The following is an 18,175-nucleotide window of genomic DNA, read 5'->3' as shown; positions in this document are numbered from 1 at the left end:
TCGGCTTGTGCTTGCCGCGCAGGACATTGGCGATGATCGTCGCCGCGCGACCGACCACCAGGCCGTCGGCATCAACGATATGCCACTTTTTTTCCACTTCGTGCGGCTTGGCCGACTTGGTGGTCTTCATCAGCGCCTTCATGGGCCCGGACCTTCTTCGCGTTAGAAACAAAACGCGCCGCTCCGGCTGCGGAACGGCGTCGATGGCGCGCTATTGCCGCGTGGACGGGTGAAAGTCAAGCATTCGGGCGGCTTTGCTGACGGGTATCAGAATACCTTGAAGGCAATCACGCTGGTGACGGTGCTTTGCGACCGACGTGATGTGGCACCGGTGCCGATGATTGTGTCGCGCTGCGTCCGCGTCTCCAGGATCAGGCCGCGCGCTGCATCGACCCTTTCGCGGCGCTTGACGATGAGATGAGCTGACGGGTTGAGATCGCCCTCGGCAGTCGATTCAATCGTCAACGCGCCGTTGCCGAGCGTGACCGCCTCAGTGCCCGGCAGGTCAATCGTCGGCCCCGTCGCGTCGCGCGCGGGCAGGGTGATTGGCTGGGTCCCAGGCTGGCGATCGGCCCGCGGCCCGGCAATGATCGCGGTGATCATCGACCCGAGCAGTGCACGGCGCCGCGCAGGCGGCATCGTGCGAAGAGGCGCGACAAGCGCCGCCACATTGCGCGCCCGCTGTGCATCGAGCGGACGCTTGCCGCGTGCCATCCCTTCAATTGCGTCGCAGAAACGCCCCCATAGCGCTTCCTCATCGGCGATCGCGACGATGGTGCCGTTGCGATCAAGCTCGAAGCGGATCGTCTGCCCCTTTAACGCCGCGAGCCCCGCGCCGAACATCGCCCCGGCATCGTCGGCGGCATGGCTTTCGCTGACGATCATCACATCCGCGCGATAACCGTCCGGCGTGCGCATGAAGATGATCTCGCGTTCGCTGACGTAGCGCTGGCTAGCGCCGGCTTCGATCCGCTCCTCGGTCAAGACCTGGCGCAGCGGCTTGCCTTCGGGTGGCAGGAAGCGCGCGTCGGCAGCGCTGGCCGCAAGGGCGAACGGCAGCGTGGTCAGTAAGGCGTTAAGCCGCAGTGCCACGCCGTCCCAGCGCATGCGCTGCCCAAATCGTCGCTACCAGCAGCAGCGCTGCGTTCGCTTGGTGCGCGACCGCGATCACAATCCACACGCCGCTGAGCAAAGTGGCAATCCCAAGCCCGATCTGGAGCACCACCAGCCCCATCACCAGCAACGCCGCGCGCTTGGCCCCGGCTTGCGCGGCCCGCCAGGCGAGCAAGGCAAGCGCGGCGGCGGCGGCAAAAGCGAGCCAGCGATGGATAAATTGCACCACCACGGGATTATCAACCGCGTTGCGCCACGTCGGATCGGTCATCGGCGTGCCCGATGGAAACCACGCATCCCCCATCAGCGGCCAGCTCGCAAAGGCGTAACCGGCATCGAGCCCTGCAGTGAACGCGCCAAACATGATCTGCGCGAACAGCAGCACCAGCGCGAGCAGGGCGACCGACCGCATCGCGGCGGGACGGGCAAGCGCCCGCCGGTCAAGCTGGCGCAGATCAAGCGCAGTCCACACAATCCCGGCCAGCAGGACCAGCGCGGTCATAAGATGGACTGCCAGCCGCACATGGCTGACGTCGGTCCGCACCGACAGCCCCGACGCCACCATCCACCAACCGATCGCGCCTTGCAGCCCGCCAAGCGCGAGGATCGCGGTCAGCCGCCAGCCATAGCCCTTCGGCACCTGGCGACGGATTGCGAACCACAGCAGCGGCAGCGCGAACGCCATGCCGATCACCCGCCCGAACAGCCGGTGCGCATATTCCCAGAAGAAAATCGCCTTGAACCCGTCGAGCGTCATGCCGCGATTGATCTGGGTATATTCGGGGATTTTCTTGTAGTTATCGAACTCGGCCTGCCACGCGGCGTCGGTGAGCGGGGGCAGGGTGCCACTGATCGGTTTCCACTGCGTGATCGACAGCCCCGATTCGGTCAGCCGCGTGATGCCGCCGATCACCACCATTGCGACAATCATCGCCGCGACGATGAATAGCCAGATCGTCATGGCACGGGGGCGGGTGCGCAGCGTTTCGGCGGTTTGCATCAACATGATCGGCCTCATAGCGCCGGGGTGCCGACGCGTCACCTGTCCTAGAGGCTATGGTCTTGGGGGCAGTGTTGCGCAGCGCACGCACGTCGTCAAAATTGTTGCAAACCGCGCGATGATATGTTGTAACTTGATCGTCGGCATGCCACATGGGGCGCATCATGGATTATGCCGCCCCTCATTCAATCCTGCCGATTCCCCGTTTCGGGATTGATCGATGGGCGATCGGCCTGTCGGGGCTGTGCGCGGTGCATTGTTTTGCCAGCGCCGTGCTGGTGGCGCTCGCGGCATCGGCGGGCGGGCTGCTGCTCAATCCGCTGATCCACGAAGTCGGTCTGTCATTTGCGATCCTGCTCGGCGCCGTGGCGCTGGGGCGCGGCGTGTTTCTGCACGGCTATGTCATGCCGCTTGCAATCGGGTCGTTCGGGCTGGGCGTGATGGCGGGCGCGATCAGCTTGCCGCATGATGGCGGGTCGGAGACGGTCTGGACTTTGATTGGCGTCGGCCTGCTCGCGCTCGGCCACGATCTCAATCACCGCGCGACCCACTGATCGTCGCGGCGCACGGCTTGCCGCCGGAGGCAGCCGCGCCTAACTTGGCAGCCATGGCCGATCATCTCCATCACGAACATCACGGTGCCGATCTCGCGAGTGCCGCGCAGGCAACGCTCGAGCGGTCGGGCGAGCAATGGACAGCGATGCGCGCGAGCATTTTCCAGGCCTTGTCGAGCTTCGACAAGCCTGCGTCAGCCTATGACATTGCCGATGCGGTCTCGAAGATCGAGGGGCGGCGCGTCGCCGCCAACAGCGTTTACCGCATTCTCGACCTGTTCGTGACCGCCAATCTCGCCCGCCGCGTCGAAAGCGCGAATGCCTATATCGCCAATGCGCACCCCGATTGCCTGCACGACTGCATTTTCCTGGTGTGCGATCATTGCGGGCAGACGGTCCACATCGACGACGACAAATTGTCGCGCGGCGTGCGCTCAGCGGCCGTCGCGGCGGGCTTTGCACCCGAACGCCCGGTCATCGAAGTGCGCGGCAAATGCGCCGATTGCGCCTGAGCTGATTCACGCCTGCTCGCGCCGCAAATCGCCTTAGGCGGGCAGGAGAGGGGATGGCCAAGGTCAGGATCGATCAGCTGATTGTCGAGCGCGGCCTCGCCGAAAGCCGTGCGCGGGCACAGGCGCTGGTGATGGCGGGGCTGGTTTTTGTCGCCACTCGCCGAATCGACAAGCCGGGCCAGACCGTCGCCGAGGATGCCGACATCGATGTGCGTGGGCGCGATCATCCCTGGGTCTCACGCGGTGGCGTCAAGCTCGCGCATGGGCTCGACCATTTTGGCTGGGATGTGACGGGTGCGGTGGCGATCGACGTCGGATCATCGACCGGCGGCTTCACTGATGTGCTCCTCAACCGTGGCGCGGCGCGTGTTTATGCGGTCGACAGCGGGACCAACCAGCTCGCGTGGAAGCTGCGTGAGGACGGCCGCGTGATCGTCCACGAACAGACCAGCGCGCGGGTGTTGACGGCGGCGCATATTCCCGAAAGCGTCGACCTGATCGTGTGTGACGCTAGCTTTATCAGTCTGGCCAAGGTGTTGGCAGTGCCGCTCGGTTTCGCACGGCCAGCCGCACGGTTGGTGGCGCTGATCAAGCCGCAATTCGAAGCGGGGCGCGATGAGGTCGGGCGCGGCGGGGTGGTACGCGATCCCGCCGTGCACGACCGCGTCTGCGCTTCGGTCGCGGCGTGGCTGGTCAGCCAGCAGTGGGGCGTCGTCGGTATCACGCCGAGCCCGATCACCGGCCCCGAAGGCAATGTCGAATTTCTCATCGCGGCGGTTGCACCCGTGCAACAATAGCCGATTATCGAGTGGTAGCGCGTCGGGTTCGTGCCATAAGCAGGGTGGGGTGCCGACGAAACGCGGCTGATTGATCCGAAATGGAGGTTTCGTGCGGGAAATAGCGTCCAAAGGACAATTGCGGCTGGCCTTTCTGCGCTGGACAGTGGTGACGGTGCCGTTCGTGCTGCTGCTGGGATTCCTGTCGGCCCGCAGCGTGCCCGTCGGCTCGGTCAATCGCTGGTATGCTGCCTTGGTCAAGTCGGAGCTGACGCCGCCCGATTGGGCGTTCCCGGTCGCTTGGAGCATCCTTTATGTGCTGCTTGGCATCGCGCTGGCGATGGTCATTCATGCGCGCGGCTCGCGCTGGCGCGTGCCCGCGATCATCATGTTCTTCGTCCAACTCGCCGTTAATCTTGCCTGGACACCCGTTTTTTTCGGGCTGCACATGGTGACCGGCGCGCTGATCGTGATCGCGGCGATGTTCCTGACGGCTTTCGTCACCACCTTGCTGTTCGGGCGCATCCGGATCGCGGCAGCGGCGCTGATGCTCCCCTATCTGGCGTGGATCATCTTCGCGGGCTATCTGACGTGGCAGATCGGCGTGCTCAACCCGCAGGCAGAGACGCTTGCGCCCGGCGCGTCGAGCACCCAGATTATCGAGTGACATTTCAGGAACAACCATCATGCAAACCGAAAACCGCCTGTTCGACGATCTTTCCAAGCTGCTGAACGGCGCGGCGGGCACGCTGGCGGGCATGGGCCGCGAAGCCGAAGCCAGCGCCAAGGCGCATGCCAAGGAATGGATCGGCGGGCTCGACTTCGTCAGCCGCGACGAATTCGATGCGGTCAAGGCAATGGCTGCGGCGGCGCGCGACGAAGCCGAGGCACTGCGCGCGCGGCTCGACGCGCTCGAAGCCGCAAAGGGCGGCAACTGAGGGCCTTTTCCACAGGATTCTGGCTGCTGCTCCCGCGAATGCTCTTGCGGCACGCGGGACGCCTTGCCACGCCTGCTACGGAGCGATGTTAAGGAACCGTTGACCAATGCTGAGTGAAGTGGACGACGACCGCGACGACGCCGCGCCGATCGACATGCTCGAAAGCTATTATGCCGCCCACGGCTGGAGCTATGACCGTCAGGACGATGAGGTCGTGGCGCAGGTCAAGGGCAGCTGGACCGAATATGAGCTGCGCGCGTTATGGCGCGAGGAAGACAGCGTTCTCCAGTTTCTGGCCTTCCCCGACATTCGCGTGACTGACGAACGCCGTGTTGCGATCTACGAAGCGATCGGGCTGATCAATGAGCAACTCTGGGTCGGCCATTTTGAGCTGTGGTCTTCGAGCGGCATCCTGCTTTATCGCCACGCCGCGATGATCGACGGCAGCGATGGCGGCACGATGTCGCTGGCGGCGGCCGAACTGATCATCGAATCGGCGATCGACGAGTGCGAGCGCTTCTATCCCGTGTTCCAGTTCGTGCTGTGGGGCGGCAAAAGCCCCAAGGAAGCACTTGCAGCGGCCTTGACCGAGACTCAGGGCGAAGCGTGATGGGCGGGGCGTGATCCGCCGCCTCTGGCTGGTCGGCTGCGGCAATATGGCGGGCGCGATGCTGCGCCAGTGGCTGGCGAGCGGGACGCTGGCGGCCAGCGACGTTGCTGTCGTCAACCGTACCGATCGCGCCTTGCCCGATGGGGTGACGCAGGCCCGGAGCCTGCCCGAGGGACCGCTGCCCGATGCGGTACTGCTGGCGATGAAGCCGCAGCAGATCAATGAGGTCGCGGCGGCGCATGGCGCGCGCATCGCCGGGGTGCCGCTGCTGGTTTCGATTCTGGCAGGCGTTGAGGAACCCGCGATTGCACGGCGCTTTTCGGCGGGCGCGATCGTCCGGGCGATGCCTAATCTGCCGGTCGGCATTGGCAAGGGCGTGGTGGCGCTGCATTCGGAAACCACCGATCCGACAGTTCGCGACGCGGTCTCAAGCCTTATGGCGCCGCTCGGCCTCGTCGAATGGGTCGCGCCTGACTTATTCGACGCCGTCACAGCGCTGGCCGGCAGCGGCCCGGGTTTCCTCTACCGTTATATCGACGCCATGACGTCGGCAGGTGCCGCGCTCGGCATCCCCGCCGATCAGGCGGCGCGGCTGGCGCTCGCGACCGTTGAGGGATCGGCACTGCTGGCGGCTGCTGCCGATGCGCCGCCCGCTATGCTCGCCGACCGTGTCGCCAGCCCCGGCGGATCGACGCGCAAGGGGCTGGATGTGCTCGACAATAACGCCGCGCTGGTGCGCTTGCTCACCGCAACGCTCGAAGCCTCCACCGCGCGCAATGCGGAGATGGCAGCCGCGGCGCGATAGGCTGACGCTGCTAAGGGTAGGATGACACGTGATCCGTTCGTGCTGAGCTTGTCGAAGCACCGTCCTTCTTTTGCGAAGCGCTCGGACAAGAAGAACAGCCCTTCGACGAGCTCAGGGCGAACGGGAGCAATTTGCTCAACGCAGGTTTCGACCGCGCTAATCGAGCGTCGCCATCAACCGCTTTTGCTCCGCCGCCATCAACCCGTCGAGCACGGCCCAAAAACCGCCCACCGCGCCTTGGCCCGCGCTCGCGTAAGCGCCCGCAAGCTTGCTGCGCATTCGCTCGAACAGCTCGCCCTCCAGCGCCTGACCCGCCGCCGTCAGCCGCAGCAGCCGCTGACGCCGGTCGCGCAAACCAGGGTGCGTCTCGACCAGCGCGCGGTCGCTGAGTTCGCCCAGTACCCGCCCGAGCGACTGTTTGGTGACGCCCAGAAACCCCAGCAATTGCGTCACCGTCAAATCGGGCTGGCGCGCGATGAAATAAAGCGCCCTCGCATGGGCGCGCCCGAGTCCCTGTTCGGCCAGCAATTCGTCGCCCGCGCGCAGCAGCGCGGCATGGCCAAAGGCGAGCAATTCGATCCCGCGTCGCACCTCGGCTTCGCGCAGAAACAGGGCAGAGGCGGCGGGGGCGGTCATGTTGCCGAGATTGGCCGGTTCGCCTAAGGGGTCAAGCCTTCGGAACAAAATCTCGCTGGTGACCAACATGCTCGACACGCCCGCTTCCTCTGGCCGTGCGCCCGGCGCGACTGACTTTGCGGTGGTCACCCATCCCGCGCTGACGCCGGATGACGTGCGGCTGGCGCGCCTCGAAAATCCCGGCTTCGGGCGCGTTTTTACCGATCGCATGGTCACGATCCGCTATAGCGAGGGCGCAGGGTGGCACGACGCAACGCTTGGCCCTCGCCAGAATCTGTCGTTCGATCCGTCGACCGCCGTGCTGCATTATGCGCAGGAAATCTTCGAAGGCATGAAGGCCTATCGCCTCGACGACGGCGCCGCCGCGCTGTTCCGGCCCGATGCCAATGCCGCGCGTTTCCGCGCCTCCGCCGAACGCATGGCGATGGTGCCGCTGCCTGAGGCGATGTTCGTCGATGCGGTGAAGGCGCTCGTCCTCGCCGAGCGTGACTGGATCCCCAGCGTCCCCGGCGGCGCGCTCTATCTGCGCCCCTTCATGATCGCGAGCGAAGTGTTTCTGGGGGTGAAGCCTTCATCCGAATATATCTTCGCGGTGATCGCTTCGTCGGTCGGCGCCTATTTCAAGGGCGAGGCACCAGCGGTGTCGCTGTGGGTCTCGACCGATTACACGCGCGCCGCGCCCGGCGGCACCGGCGCCGCCAAATGCGGCGGCAATTACGCCGCGAGCCTGATCGCGCAGGCAGAAGCGACGCGGCGCGGGCATGATCAAGTGCTGTTCCTTGACGCGACCGAGCGCCGCTGGATCGAGGAACTGGGCGGCATGAACGTCTTCTTCGTGTTCGACGATGGTTCGCTGCTGACGCCACCACTCGGCGGGACGATCCTGCCCGGCATTACCCGCGATTCGCTGATCACGCTCGCGCGCGACCGCGGGCTGGTGGTGCGCGAGGCGCCCTATGCGATTGACCAGGCGCAGGCCGATGCCAGGAGCGGTCGGCTGGTCGAGGCGTTTGCCTGCGGCACAGCGGCAGTGGTCACCTCGATCGGATCGATGACGCTCGGCGATGATCGCTTCACGATCGGCAGCGGCGGGCCGGGGCAAGTGACGGGCGCGCTGCGGTCGGCGCTGGTCGACCTCCAACTCGGCCACGCGCCCGACCCCTATGGCTGGCACGTCCGGCTCGATTGAGCGACCTGCCCCAAGAGGGGGCTTTTCATGCGGCACGGCCTCGCTTAAGGGCACCCGCTCGCGTTGGGGCGTCGCCAAGCGGTAAGGCAGCGGCTTTTGGTGCCGCCATTCCCAGGTTCGAATCCTGGCGCCCCAGCCAACTCCTTTCTCTGGTCGCCCGGCTTCGACCCAAGGATCGCGTGACATCATGGACGGATGGGACGAGTCAGCGGCAGCGTGGATCGCCTCGCAGGGGGCGCTGGGCGACAAGACGCGCCGATATGTCCTCGACGCGCCGATGCTTGCCGCCGCGCGGGGCCACGCCCGTGCGCTTGATGTCGGGTGCGGGGAAGGGCGCTTCTGCCGGATGCTCCGCGCGGAGGGGATCGACGCGGTCGGGATCGACCCAACCGAAACGCTGATTGCCGAAGCGCGCCGTCGTGATCCGGCGGGAGATTATCACATCGGCCGAGGCGAAGCGCTCGACTTTGCCGATGGCGAATTCGATCTTGTCGTCAGCTACCTCTCGCTGATCGACATTCCGGATGCCAGCGGCGCGCTGGCCGAGATGGTCCGGGTGCTCGCGCCGGGCGGGACACTGCTGATCGCGAACCTCAATGGCTTTGCGACCGCCGGGCTGGAGGCCGGATGGAGCACGCTTGCCGACGGGCGCCGGGGTTATGTGATCGACGATTACTTGTCCGTGCGGAGCGTGTGGACGCAGTGGAGCGGTATTCGTATCAAGAACTGGCACCGTCCGATGAGTTTCTACATGCAGGCGCTGCTAGCCAAAGGGTTGACCCTGAGCACCTTCGACGAGCCACCGATGATCGGCCCTGCGGACCTCGCCGAGAAATACAACCGGGCGCCCTATGCGATGATGATGGTCTGGCAAAAGCCCTAAGGCCGCCGCGCGCTTGTCCGCGTCAGGCGGGGCGTCCGCTCGATACCCGCTGCCAGCTTGATTTCCTGCCGCAGTTCGTCGCGCTTCTGGTGGATCGACGCGATCACCGGCCCGATCGCCACGCCCAGATCGGCGAGCACCGCCTCGGCCAATTGCAGCGAGCTTTCGAGCGTTTCGGGTACCGCATCGGTTACGCCCGCAGCGTACAGCTCGGCGGCATGGTCGACATCGCGGGCACGCGCGACAATTGTCAGGTCGGGCACCCAGCCGCGCACCCGCCGCGTCAGCCGCACCGTCAGCACCGGATCATCCATCGTCAGAATCAGCGCATCGGCCTTGCCAAGATTAAGCCGGTCGACCAGTTCGGCGCGCGCGACATCGCCGTAGATCACCGGAAAGCCTTCTTTCCGCGCCGCCGTGACCGCATCGATATCGGCCTCGACCGCAACGAAACGCTTGCCATGCGCTTGCAGCATCTCGGCGACCATATGTCCGACGCGGCCAAAGCCGATGATGACGGTGCCGGGCCCTTCGGTCGGGATCAGCGCTTCGGGGGCGTCGCCGCCTTCGCCGCGCTCGATCAGCTTGGCCGACAATTGCCCAAGCAGGGCGAGTAGCGGGGTGATTGTCAGGCCGATCGCCGTCACCGTCTGCCAGAAGCCCGCCGTGCTCGGCTGGATCAGGCCAGCTTGCAGCGCCACCCCCAGCACGATCAGCGTGGTTTCCGAAGGACTCGCCATCAGCACGCCGGTTTCGGCGGCGACCGGCGTGCGCTGCCCGCGCAGCCGCAGCAGGCCAAAGGTCACCAGTGCCTTGATCGTCACCACCCCTGCGACCGCGAGCAGCAGCGCGCCCCAATTCTCCAGAATCTGCGGCAGATCGAGCCCCATGCCGACCGTGATCAGGAATACGCCGAGCGCGAGTCCCCTGAACGGCGCGGTGATGACTTCGACCTCGCTGCGATAATCGGTTTCGGCAATCAGCAGCCCGGCGAGCAGCGCGCCGACAATCGGCGATAGCCCGACCGCGCTCGTCGCAAGGCTGGCGACGATCACGACGAGCAGCGCGGCGGCGAGAAACAGCTCGGGGCTTTTGGTGCGCGCGGCCTGCGCGAACAGACGCGGCAGCAGCACCCGCCCGCCAACGAACATTGCCGCCACCGTCAGCAACCCGCCGGCCAGCAAGCTCATCAACGCCCAGCCATTGCTTGCCTGACCAGGGGCAAGCGCAGCGAGCGCGAACAGCAGCGGCACCAGCGCCAAATCCTCAAACAACAGCATCGCAAAGGCCGCACGCCCGACGACGCTATGGGCGCCGACGATCGGCACGACCAGCGCCGTCGATGACAGCGCGAGCGCGAGCCCAAGCGCGATCGCACCCGGCCAGGGCTGGCCGATCAGATGCAGCGCGAGACCGATCACGAGCCCTGACCCCAGCATTTCGGCGGCGCCCACCCCGAAGACATCGGCGCGCATCGACCATAGTCGCTTGAACGACAGCTCAAGCCCGATCGAGAATAGCAGCAGCACGATGCCGAATTCAGCGAAGGGTTCGATGCCTGCGCGGTCGGATATCGTGACATTATGGAGCCACGGATAATCGGCCTCAAGTCGCCCCAGCCCGAACGGCCCGACCAGCGCGCCGACCAGGATGAAGCCGATCACCGGACTCACCTTCAACCGCGCAAAAGCGGGAATAACGATCCCGGCCGCGCCCAAAATGACGAGCGCGTCGGAAAATCCCGTGTTATCCAGTCCCAGCGCCATAAATCTGCCTAACGCACGAGATAGCAATTGTCAGCCAACCGCTGGCTTCATTCGGTCGATCCGGCATTCCGGTGACGTTGTCGTGGCCGCGCCGCTCCGGTAAGATCATCACCATATACATTCATCAGGGATCGGACCCCGCGTGACCACCAAGAGCGTGATCCTGATCGACTTCGACAATCTGTTCCTGACGCTGTGGCAGCTCGATCGCGAAACCGCGCGCCGCTTCGCCTCGGACCCGTTTCGATGGATGGCGCAATTGGCGGAATCGCACCTGGCGCTCGATCGACGGCGTTGGCTGGTGGCGCGCTGTTACCTCAATCCGTCGGGGTGGGTGCAACTACCCGAGGCCGGCGAGCGCTTGTATTTCTCGCGATTTCGCCCCGATCTGGTGCGCGCGGGCTTCGAAGTCATCGATTGCCCGCCGATGACCTACACCGGCAAAAACGCCGCCGACATCCGCATCGTCATCGACGCGCTCGATTTGCTCGCGAGTCCTTGTGGGTATGAGGAATTCGTGATCGGCTCGGGCGATTCCGATTTCGCGCCGTTGCTGCACCGGCTTCGCGCGCAGGACCGCCGCATTACGATCATCTCGCCGGGTTATGCGTCGCCCGCCTATACGTCGCTCGCCGATCGGATCATCGGTTTTGAAGGCATTGAGTCGATCCTGTGGCCGGAGCCCGAACAACTGACCGAGTCCGTTGCGCCGCCCGACGCCACGCATGATGCCTTCGCCGCCTTCATCCGCAATCGCTATGACGAAAGCACTGAGCCGCTCAATCTTTCGACCTTGTCGCAGGAGGCGCTTCGGGTGGTAGGCGGCGCGCGCGACAGCGATTGGTTTGGTGCGGGCAGCTTTACGCGCGCGGTCAGGCTGTTGAACCTGCCCAACGTCCGCCTGTCTCAGCATTTGCTGTGGGACGAGGTCCGCCATGCCGCGCCGCCTACCAGCGAAACGGCCGTCGGCGACGGCAGCATCCCCGAGCCCGTCATGACGCTGGTCCGGCTGCTCGATCTGCCGCGCTTGCGGCAGGAGGCTGGCAGCCGCTGTTCACGATTCTCGCGCGCTACGCCGCCGAATTCAGCTTCAACCTGACCGAATCGACGCGCTGGTCGCGCGACATGCTCGCCGAAGACGGGATAACGGTCCCGCGCATGGCCGTCAGTTTCGTGGTTCGCGGAGCCCAATTCGGCGGCGCCCCGCTCGACAGCGCGACCCCGCCGACCGCCAAGCAAATTGGCGAAGCCTTTCGTGACGGTCTGATCGAGCGCGCGAATGCAGCCGGGATCGTGCTCGACGCGGCGGCCGAGCGGGTCATCAGCGCATGGCTCAGCCTGTCACAGCCCGAGCCCGCGCCGCAGAGCAACGACGCGGCGGGCTGAGCAGCCTCAATCGCGGTGGTTCAGCCGCCCGTGGCCATCGCCGTCTCGAGATTGACCCGAACCTGCTCGAAGAATTGCTCGGTCGTCATCCACGCTTGATCAGGGCCGATCAGCAGCGCGAGATCCTTGGTCATGTGACCATTTTCGACCGTTTCGATGCACACGCGTTCGAGCGTTTCGGCAAAGGCCGTCACTTCGGGCGTATCGTCAAACTTGCCGCGATATTTGAGCCCACCGGTCCAGGCGAAAATCGACGCGATCGGATTGGTCGACGTCGCCTTGCCCTGTTCGTGCTGGCGGAAGTGGCGGGTGACGGTGCCGTGCGCGGCTTCGGCTTCGACGGTCTTGCCGTCGGGGGTGAGCAGCACCGAGGTCATCAAACCGAGCGAGCCGAACCCTTGTGCGACCTGGTCGGACTGGACGTCGCCGTCATAATTCTTGCACGCCCAGACGAATTCGCCGTGCCATTTGAGCGCGCTGGCGACCATGTCGTCGATCAGACGATGCTCATAGACGATGCCAGCTTCCTTGAACTTGTCCTTGAATTCGGCCTCGAAAACTTCAGCGAAAATGTCCTTGAAGCGGCCGTCATAGGCTTTGAGGATCGTGTTCTTGGTCGACAGGTACACCGGCCAGCCGAGGTTGAGGCCATAATGCATCGACGCGCGCGCGAAATCGCGGATCGAATCGTCGAGATTGTACATCGCGAGCGCGACGCCGGCGGACGGATATTGGAACACTTCCTCGTCGATGACTGTGCCGTCGTCTCCTTCGAACACGAGCCGCAGCTTGCCGGGGCCGGGGACGCGGAAATCGGTCGCGCGATATTGGTCGCCGAACGCATGGCGGCCGACGACGATCGGCTTGGTCCAGCCGGGGATAAGGCGCGGCACGTTCGAAATCACGATCGGCTCGCGAAACACCACGCCGCCCAGGATGTTGCGGATCGTCCCGTTGGGCGATTTCCACATTTTCTTGAGGCCGAATTCCTCGACCCGCGCTTCGTCCGGCGTGATCGTCGCGCATTTCACGCCAACGCCATATTTCTGGATCGCACGCGCCGATTCGACGGTCACGCGGTCGTCGGTGGCATCGCGGTGCTCGATGCCGAGGTCGTAGTAATCGAGGTCGATGTCGAGATAGGGCAGAATCAGGCGCTCGCGAATCCAGAGCCAGATGATCCGCGTCATCTCATCGCCGTCGATTTCCACGACCGGCGTCTTCACCTTGATCTTCGCCATCAACTGCTCGCTTTGTCCAGTGGGGAGGGGATTACGACCCTGCGTCTAGGATGAAGGCGGGCAGGGATCAACCGCTCGCCGTGTCCGAATGAGCGCCTATCATCGCCCGAAGCGTCCGGCCGGGTCCGCAAGGGCGTTGAATATCGGTGATGGCGTGGTTAGGCTCCCCCTATGGCACCACACGACCAGCCGCCGACAGGGGCGACAAGCGCGAGTTGGCGTCTTCCGGACATCCATCCCGAGGGGCGCAAATATGTGCTGATCGCCGGTACAGCGGCGTTCCTGTCGTTCTTCCTTTGGGGTTTCCTCACCTGGCCACTGATCGGGCTGACGATCTGGGTCGCGGCCTTCTTCCGTGATCCGGTGCGCGTGACGCCACAAGGCCCGGGCCTGATCGTCGCGCCTGCCGATGGGCTGGTGACGATGATCGAACGCATGCCGGTGCCGCGTGAGCTCGCGGGTGAAACGGGGCTCGGGACGGGCGCGTTCGTCCGAGTCTCGATTTACATGAGTGTGTTCGACGTTCACATCAATCGCACGCCGATCGCGGGCACAATCCGTCAGGTCGTCTATATTTCGGGCAAATTCCTCAACGCCGAATTCGACAAGGCCAGCGACGAGAATGAACGCCAGCATATCCTGGTCGAAGGGCGTGATGGCCGCAGGATCGGCTTCACCCAGATTGCCGGGCTGGTGTCGCGCCGGATCGTCGCTTTCGTCAAGGCCGGCGATATCGTCGCCAGCGGCCAGCGCGTGGGGCTGATTCGCTTCGGCAGTCGGGTCGATGTCTATTTGCCCGACGATGTCGCGTGCCAAGTGGTGATTGGTCAGCGCACGGTCGCGGGCGAGACGGTGATCGGCCGGGTTGGCGGGGTTACCCCGCTCGGCATCGCGCAGTAACGTCGCTCGCCATCGACCTCTCTATCGACGATGTGCTCGGCGCTATTGGGTCAGGCGGCGATCGGCCATGCGCTTTGGCCCTGACCGCGCGGCGGCAACACAGCTCGCCGGACTGTGCGGCGCTCGACCGGGGCAATCACTGCCGCCGTCGCATCCGCTGTGCCCGAGAGCAGGGCGGCCATGCGCGGCAGCGCGGGCCAAAGCGTGCGTGCAAGCACACCGGCAACCGCACCCAGCGCCGCCGTGAAAAGGATCAGTCCGATCAATGCCATCATAGCCCAAACTCCACGCAGCGGAACGCACACCCGGACAGCCGGTAACCGGCCGCCCACGAATCAGTTCCGTGTTTCAACGATGAACCCTTAATGTTCCATCTTTGTACCAATGTCAAGCCTTGATTCGTGTGGACGGCTAGGCTAAGCGCCGCCGCTCAATCCCGCATGGGAAGCGCACATCCCGGTGTCGTCGGGGCTTTGGCCACGTCGATTACTGCTTCCCAGAGGACCAACCGGAAAGGAACTACTTATGGCGGCACCTGTCGTCACGATGCAGCAATTGCTTGAGACCGGCGCGCATTTCGGTCACCAGACCCACCGCTGGAACCCGAAGATGAAGCCGTATATTTTCGGCGATCGCAACGGTGTTCACATCCTCGATCTGTCGCAGACCGTGCCGCTGTTCGCGCGCGCGCTCGAATTCGTCGCCGCCTCGACCGCCTCGGGCGGCAAGGTGCTGTTCGTCGGCACCAAGCGCCAGGCGCAGGAGCCCGTCGCTGATGCGGCGCGCCGTTCGGGCCAGCATTTCGTCAATCACCGCTGGCTGGGCGGCATGCTCACCAACTGGAAGACGATCTCGGGCTCGATCAAGCGGCTGAAGACGCTTGAGGAGCAGCTCGCAGGCGACACCACGGGCCTCACCAAGAAGGAAGTACTCCAGCTCACGCGCGAGAAGGACAAGCTCGAGCTCTCGCTCGGCGGCATCCGCGACATGGGTGGCATTCCTGATGTGATGTTCGTCATTGACGCGAACAAGGAAGAGCTGGCGATCAAGGAAGCCAACACCCTCGGCATTCCGGTCGTCGCGATCCTCGATTCGAATGTCTCGCCCGACGGTATCGCTTTCCCGGTACCGGCGAACGATGACGCGAGCCGCGCGATTCGCCTCTACTGCGAAGCGATCGCGATTGCCGCAACGCGCGGGGGCCAGGACCGTCAGGCGAGCTTTGGCAACGACATTGGCGCGATGGAAGAGCCGATCGCCGAAGTCGCGCTCGACGTACCGACGCCAGCCGCTGACCCCGAACATGCGGCTGCCGCGACCGATGCTGAAACGGCGTTCGAAGGCGAGCAACAGCTCGACGCGTAAGCCGTCGCAGAACTGACATATGGGCGGGGTAGGGCGCAGGCCTTCCCTCGCCCGCAACCATATCCGACGTACAAAAAGGAACTGATACCATGGCCGATATCACAGCCGCTGCCGTCAAGGATCTGCGCGAAAAGAGCGGCGCGGGCATGATGGATTGCAAAAAGGCACTCACCGAAGCGAATGGCGACATGGACGCCGCGATGGATTGGCTGCGCGCCAAGGGCCTCGCTGCTGCCGCCAAGAAGTCGAGCCGCACCGCCGCTGAAGGCCTCGTCGGCGTCGAAGTGTCGGGCACCAAGGGTGCTGCGGTCGAAGTCAATTCGGAAACCGATTTCGTCGCCAAGAACGAACAGTTCCAGACGTTCGTTCGCGACGTGACCTCGGTCGCGCTCGAACTCGGCGACTCGCTCGACACGATCAAGGCAGCGCATCTCGGCGGCAAGACCGTTGAGGAAGTGCTGACCACCAATATCGCGACGATCGGCGAAAATCAGGCGATCCGCCGTGCGCGTCGGCTCGAAGTGTCGGCGGGCGCCGTGGTGCCCTATGTCCACAACGCGGCGGCGCCGGGCCTCGGCAAGATCGGCGTGCTCGTCGCGCTCGAAAGCGATGCTGACCATGATCTGCTCGCGGGTCTCGGCAAGCAGATTGCGATGCACATTGCGGCAGCCTTCCCGCTCGCGCTCGACGAAAGCGGCCTCGATCAGGACGTGATCAAGCGTGAGCGCGCGATTGCGACCGAAAAGGCAGCCGAAAGTGGCAAGCCCGCCGATATCATCGAAAAGATGGTCGACGGCGCGATCAAGAAGTTCGCGAAGGAAAATGCGCTGCTCAGCCAGCTGTTCGTGATGGACGGCAAGACCCCGATCGCCGACGTCGTCGCCAAGGCGGCGAAGGACGCGGGCAAGTCGATCGTGCTGAAGGACTATGTCCGCTTCCAGCTCGGCGAAGGCATTGAGAAGGAAGTCAGCGATTTCGCCGCCGAAGTCGCTGCCGCCTCAGGCGTGCCACAGCCGACTGCCTAAAGCCTGCGCGGCGGCGCGGTAACGACGAAATGGGGGAGGGGCGGTTTATCCGCCCTTCCCTTCGCGTGCCCCCGCGCATAAGGTCCGCGCCACTTTGACCGCCCAAGCCTTGCAAGTTGGACCCCAAGACGGACCCATGACCATCCCGCATTTCAAGCGCATTCTGCTCAAGCTGTCGGGCGAAGTCCTGATGGGATCGGGCCAGTTCGGGATCGACCCCGCCACCGTCGACCGCGTTGCGGGCGAAGTCGCTGCGGCAAAGGCCGCCGGGCATGAGCTGTGCCTCGTCGTCGGCGGCGGCAATATCTTTCGCGGCATCGCGGGCGCGGCCAAGGGCTTCGACCGGACCAGCGCCGACTATATGGGCATGCTCGCGACCGTGATGAACGCGATTGCGGTGCAGAATGCGCTCGAAAAGATCAACATCGAAACGCGCGTGCAGTCGGCAATCCCGATGGCCAGCGTGTGCGAACCCTATATCCGCCGCCGCGCGATCCGGCACATGGAAAAGGGCCGGATCGTCATTTTCGCGGCGGGCACGGGCAATCCCTTTTTCACTACCGACACCGCCGCTGCGCTGCGCGCCGCCGAAATGGGCTGCGACGCGCTGTTCAAGGGCACCAGCGTTGATGGCGTCTATGATGCCGATCCGAAAAAGGTCGAAGGCGCGCACCGTTACGAAGCGCTGAGCTTTAGCCGCGTGCTCTCCGACAATCTGAAGGTCATGGACGCGGCCGCCGTTGCGCTGTGCCGCGAGAATAATATCCCGATCGTCGTCTTCAACATCCGCGAGGAAGGCAATCTCGCCTCGGTCCTGCGCGGTGACGGGCAAGCGACGATCGTCCACAACGAGCCGGAGAACTGACATGGCCGCTTATGACAAGGCCGATCTCGAACGCCGCATGCACGGCGCGGTCGAAGCGCTGAAGGGCGATCTGGGCGGCTTGCGCACGGGGCGCGCGAGCGTGTCGCTGCTCGACCCGGTGATGGTCGAGGTGTACGGTTCGCACATGCCGCTTAACCAGGTCGCGACCGTGTCGGCGCCCGAATCGCGGCTGTTGTCGGTGCAGGTCTGGGACAAGTCGGGCGTCGGGCCTGCCGACAAGGCGATCCGCTCGGCGGGGCTTGGCCTTAACCCGATCGTCGACGGCCAGACGTTGCGCATCCCGATCCCCGATCTGACCGAGGAACGCCGCAAGGAACTCGCCAAGCTGGCTGGGCAATATGCGGAAAAAGCCCGGATCGCCGCGCGCAACGTGCGCCGCGACGGCATGGAAAGCCTGAAAACCGACGAGAAGAAAGGCGTCTATTCGGAAGACGAGCGCAAGCGCCACGAAACCGAAGTCCAGAAGCTGACCGACAGCACGATTGCCGAAATCGATGCGGCGGCGACCGCCAAGGAAAAGGAAATCCTCGGCAAGTGAGCGCGGCTTCGGCCCCGGCGCCCGGCGCGAGCAGCGCCACGGCCACGGGCGG

At 64.6% G+C, this 18,175-nt stretch carries 23 protein-coding genes and 1 tRNA gene; 17 read left to right on the top strand and 7 right to left on the bottom strand.

All coding sequences use genetic code 11. The features are described from left to right. The 3 genes from K2W81_RS08905 to K2W81_RS08895 all read right to left on the bottom strand — a co-directional run. Positions 1 to 142, bottom strand: a 142-nt coding sequence (locus K2W81_RS08905) for an uL13 family ribosomal protein (protein ID WP_294103477.1), incomplete at its 3' end; no start/stop codon positions are given. Between the two features lie 125 nt (positions 143 to 267). Then, entirely contained in the window at positions 268 to 1,107 is an 840-nt protein-coding gene (locus K2W81_RS08900) for a hypothetical protein (protein ID WP_294103464.1), read from the bottom strand. After that, a complete protein-coding gene (locus K2W81_RS08895; RefSeq protein WP_294103475.1) occupies positions 1,076 to 2,074 on the bottom strand; it encodes a COX15/CtaA family protein in 999 nt (332 codons plus the stop codon). Before K2W81_RS08895 ends, K2W81_RS08900 begins: the two co-directional genes overlap by 32 nt. A gap of 203 nt (positions 2,075 to 2,277) precedes the next feature. Here K2W81_RS08895 and K2W81_RS08890 point away from each other — a divergent pair, with 203 nt between their 5' ends. The 7 genes from K2W81_RS08890 to K2W81_RS08860 all read left to right on the top strand — a co-directional run bounded on the left by K2W81_RS08890 (position 2,278) and on the right by K2W81_RS08860 (position 6,308). Further along, positions 2,278 to 2,667 (top strand): MerC domain-containing protein, encoded by a 390-nt coding sequence (locus K2W81_RS08890; RefSeq protein ID WP_294103473.1) that lies wholly within the window; start codon positions 2,278 to 2,280, stop codon positions 2,665 to 2,667. Positions 2,668 to 2,720: 53 nt separating this feature from the next. Continuing rightward, positions 2,721 to 3,179 carry a transcriptional repressor gene (locus K2W81_RS08885; RefSeq protein WP_294103462.1) on the top strand — a complete coding sequence of 153 codons (459 nt, stop codon included), beginning with the start codon at positions 2,721 to 2,723 and terminating at the stop codon, positions 3,177 to 3,179. 53 nt (positions 3,180 to 3,232) lie between these two features. Next, the gene (locus K2W81_RS08880; RefSeq protein WP_294103460.1) at positions 3,233 to 3,976 is read left to right on the top strand and encodes a TlyA family RNA methyltransferase; all 744 of its coding nucleotides are present in this window, start codon (positions 3,233 to 3,235) and stop codon (positions 3,974 to 3,976) included. A gap of 91 nt (positions 3,977 to 4,067) precedes the next feature. After that, positions 4,068 to 4,622, top strand: coding sequence for a TspO/MBR family protein (locus K2W81_RS08875; RefSeq protein ID WP_294103458.1), 555 nt, complete (start codon positions 4,068 to 4,070; stop codon positions 4,620 to 4,622). A 19-nt stretch (positions 4,623 to 4,641) separates the two neighbouring features. Beyond that, positions 4,642 to 4,893 (top strand): accessory factor UbiK family protein, encoded by a 252-nt coding sequence (locus K2W81_RS08870; protein ID WP_294103456.1) that lies wholly within the window; start codon positions 4,642 to 4,644, stop codon positions 4,891 to 4,893. Positions 4,894 to 4,999: 106 nt separating this feature from the next. Continuing rightward, on the top strand, positions 5,000 to 5,503 hold the full coding sequence (locus tag K2W81_RS08865; protein ID WP_294103454.1) for a YbjN domain-containing protein: 504 nt from the start codon (positions 5,000 to 5,002) through the stop codon (positions 5,501 to 5,503). Between the two features lie 13 nt (positions 5,504 to 5,516). Next, on the top strand, positions 5,517 to 6,308 hold the full coding sequence (locus K2W81_RS08860) for a pyrroline-5-carboxylate reductase dimerization domain-containing protein (RefSeq protein WP_294103471.1): 792 nt from the start codon (positions 5,517 to 5,519) through the stop codon (positions 6,306 to 6,308). A gap of 156 nt (positions 6,309 to 6,464) precedes the next feature. Here K2W81_RS08860 and K2W81_RS08855 read toward each other — a convergent pair whose 3' ends face one another. Further along, complete coding sequence (locus K2W81_RS08855) at positions 6,465 to 6,944, bottom strand: helix-turn-helix domain-containing protein (RefSeq protein ID WP_294103452.1); 480 nt, start codon at positions 6,942 to 6,944, stop codon at positions 6,465 to 6,467. A gap of 67 nt (positions 6,945 to 7,011) precedes the next feature. On the opposite strand from K2W81_RS08855, the gene K2W81_RS08850 reads away from it, so the two are divergent. The 3 genes from K2W81_RS08850 (at position 7,012) to K2W81_RS08840 (ending at position 9,016) form a co-directional block, all read left to right on the top strand. Next, positions 7,012 to 8,133, top strand: a complete 1,122-nt coding sequence (locus K2W81_RS08850; RefSeq protein ID WP_294103469.1) for a branched-chain amino acid aminotransferase — start codon at positions 7,012 to 7,014, stop codon at positions 8,131 to 8,133. A 64-nt stretch (positions 8,134 to 8,197) separates the two neighbouring features. Continuing rightward, positions 8,198 to 8,272 (top strand) — tRNA-Gln (locus tag K2W81_RS08845). 48 nt (positions 8,273 to 8,320) lie between these two features. Beyond that, complete coding sequence (locus K2W81_RS08840; protein ID WP_294103450.1) at positions 8,321 to 9,016, top strand: class I SAM-dependent methyltransferase; 696 nt, start codon at positions 8,321 to 8,323, stop codon at positions 9,014 to 9,016. Here K2W81_RS08840 and K2W81_RS08835 read toward each other — a convergent pair. Next, positions 9,013 to 10,782, bottom strand: a complete 1,770-nt coding sequence (locus K2W81_RS08835) for a cation:proton antiporter (protein ID WP_294103448.1) — start codon at positions 10,780 to 10,782, stop codon at positions 9,013 to 9,015. The two genes, K2W81_RS08840 and K2W81_RS08835, sit on opposite strands and share 4 nt — an antisense overlap. Before the next feature lie 142 nt (positions 10,783 to 10,924). Here K2W81_RS08835 and K2W81_RS08830 point away from each other — a divergent pair, with 142 nt between their 5' ends. Continuing rightward, the gene (locus K2W81_RS08830; RefSeq protein ID WP_294103446.1) at positions 10,925 to 11,881 is read left to right on the top strand and encodes an NYN domain-containing protein; all 957 of its coding nucleotides are present in this window, start codon (positions 10,925 to 10,927) and stop codon (positions 11,879 to 11,881) included. A gap of 59 nt (positions 11,882 to 11,940) precedes the next feature. Then, positions 11,941 to 12,168: a hypothetical protein gene (locus K2W81_RS08825; RefSeq protein WP_294103444.1), complete on the top strand. Its 228-nt coding sequence runs from the start codon at positions 11,941 to 11,943 to the stop codon at positions 12,166 to 12,168. A 20-nt stretch (positions 12,169 to 12,188) separates the two neighbouring features. Here the strand turns inward: K2W81_RS08825 and K2W81_RS08820 are convergent, their stop codons facing one another. Further along, positions 12,189 to 13,409 carry an NADP-dependent isocitrate dehydrogenase gene (locus K2W81_RS08820; protein ID WP_294103442.1) on the bottom strand — a complete coding sequence of 407 codons (1,221 nt, stop codon included), beginning with the start codon at positions 13,407 to 13,409 and terminating at the stop codon, positions 12,189 to 12,191. Between the two features lie 171 nt (positions 13,410 to 13,580). On the opposite strand from K2W81_RS08820, the gene K2W81_RS08815 reads away from it, so the two are divergent. After that, positions 13,581 to 14,309, top strand: coding sequence for a phosphatidylserine decarboxylase (locus K2W81_RS08815; RefSeq protein WP_294103440.1), 729 nt, complete (start codon positions 13,581 to 13,583; stop codon positions 14,307 to 14,309). A 50-nt stretch (positions 14,310 to 14,359) separates the two neighbouring features. Here the strand turns inward: K2W81_RS08815 and K2W81_RS08810 are convergent, their stop codons facing one another. Then, positions 14,360 to 14,581: a hypothetical protein gene (locus tag K2W81_RS08810; protein WP_294103438.1), complete on the bottom strand. Its 222-nt coding sequence runs from the start codon at positions 14,579 to 14,581 to the stop codon at positions 14,360 to 14,362. Between the two features lie 253 nt (positions 14,582 to 14,834). Here K2W81_RS08810 and rpsB point away from each other — a divergent pair, with 253 nt between their 5' ends. The 4 genes from rpsB to frr all read left to right on the top strand — a co-directional run bounded on the left by rpsB (position 14,835) and on the right by frr (position 18,123). Further along, positions 14,835 to 15,674 carry a 30S ribosomal protein S2 gene (gene rpsB / locus K2W81_RS08805; RefSeq protein ID WP_294103436.1) on the top strand — a complete coding sequence of 280 codons (840 nt, stop codon included), beginning with the start codon at positions 14,835 to 14,837 and terminating at the stop codon, positions 15,672 to 15,674. Between the two features lie 89 nt (positions 15,675 to 15,763). After that, entirely contained in the window at positions 15,764 to 16,699 is a 936-nt protein-coding gene (tsf, locus tag K2W81_RS08800; RefSeq protein ID WP_294103434.1) for a translation elongation factor Ts, read from the top strand. Positions 16,700 to 16,835: 136 nt separating this feature from the next. Beyond that, on the top strand, positions 16,836 to 17,564 hold the full coding sequence (gene pyrH / locus K2W81_RS08795; protein WP_294103432.1) for a UMP kinase: 729 nt from the start codon (positions 16,836 to 16,838) through the stop codon (positions 17,562 to 17,564). A gap of 1 nt (position 17,565) precedes the next feature. Next, a complete protein-coding gene (frr, locus tag K2W81_RS08790; RefSeq protein ID WP_294103430.1) occupies positions 17,566 to 18,123 on the top strand; it encodes a ribosome recycling factor in 558 nt (185 codons plus the stop codon). The last annotated feature ends 52 nt before the right edge of the window (positions 18,124 to 18,175 follow it).

Origin of the sequence: Sphingomonas sp., assembly GCF_019749955.1 — a bacterium.
Taxonomy (GTDB): domain Bacteria; phylum Pseudomonadota; class Alphaproteobacteria; order Sphingomonadales; family Sphingomonadaceae; genus Sphingomonas.
Note: the sequence above shows the minus strand (reverse complement) of the source record. Positions and strands in the feature narration are given on the sequence as shown.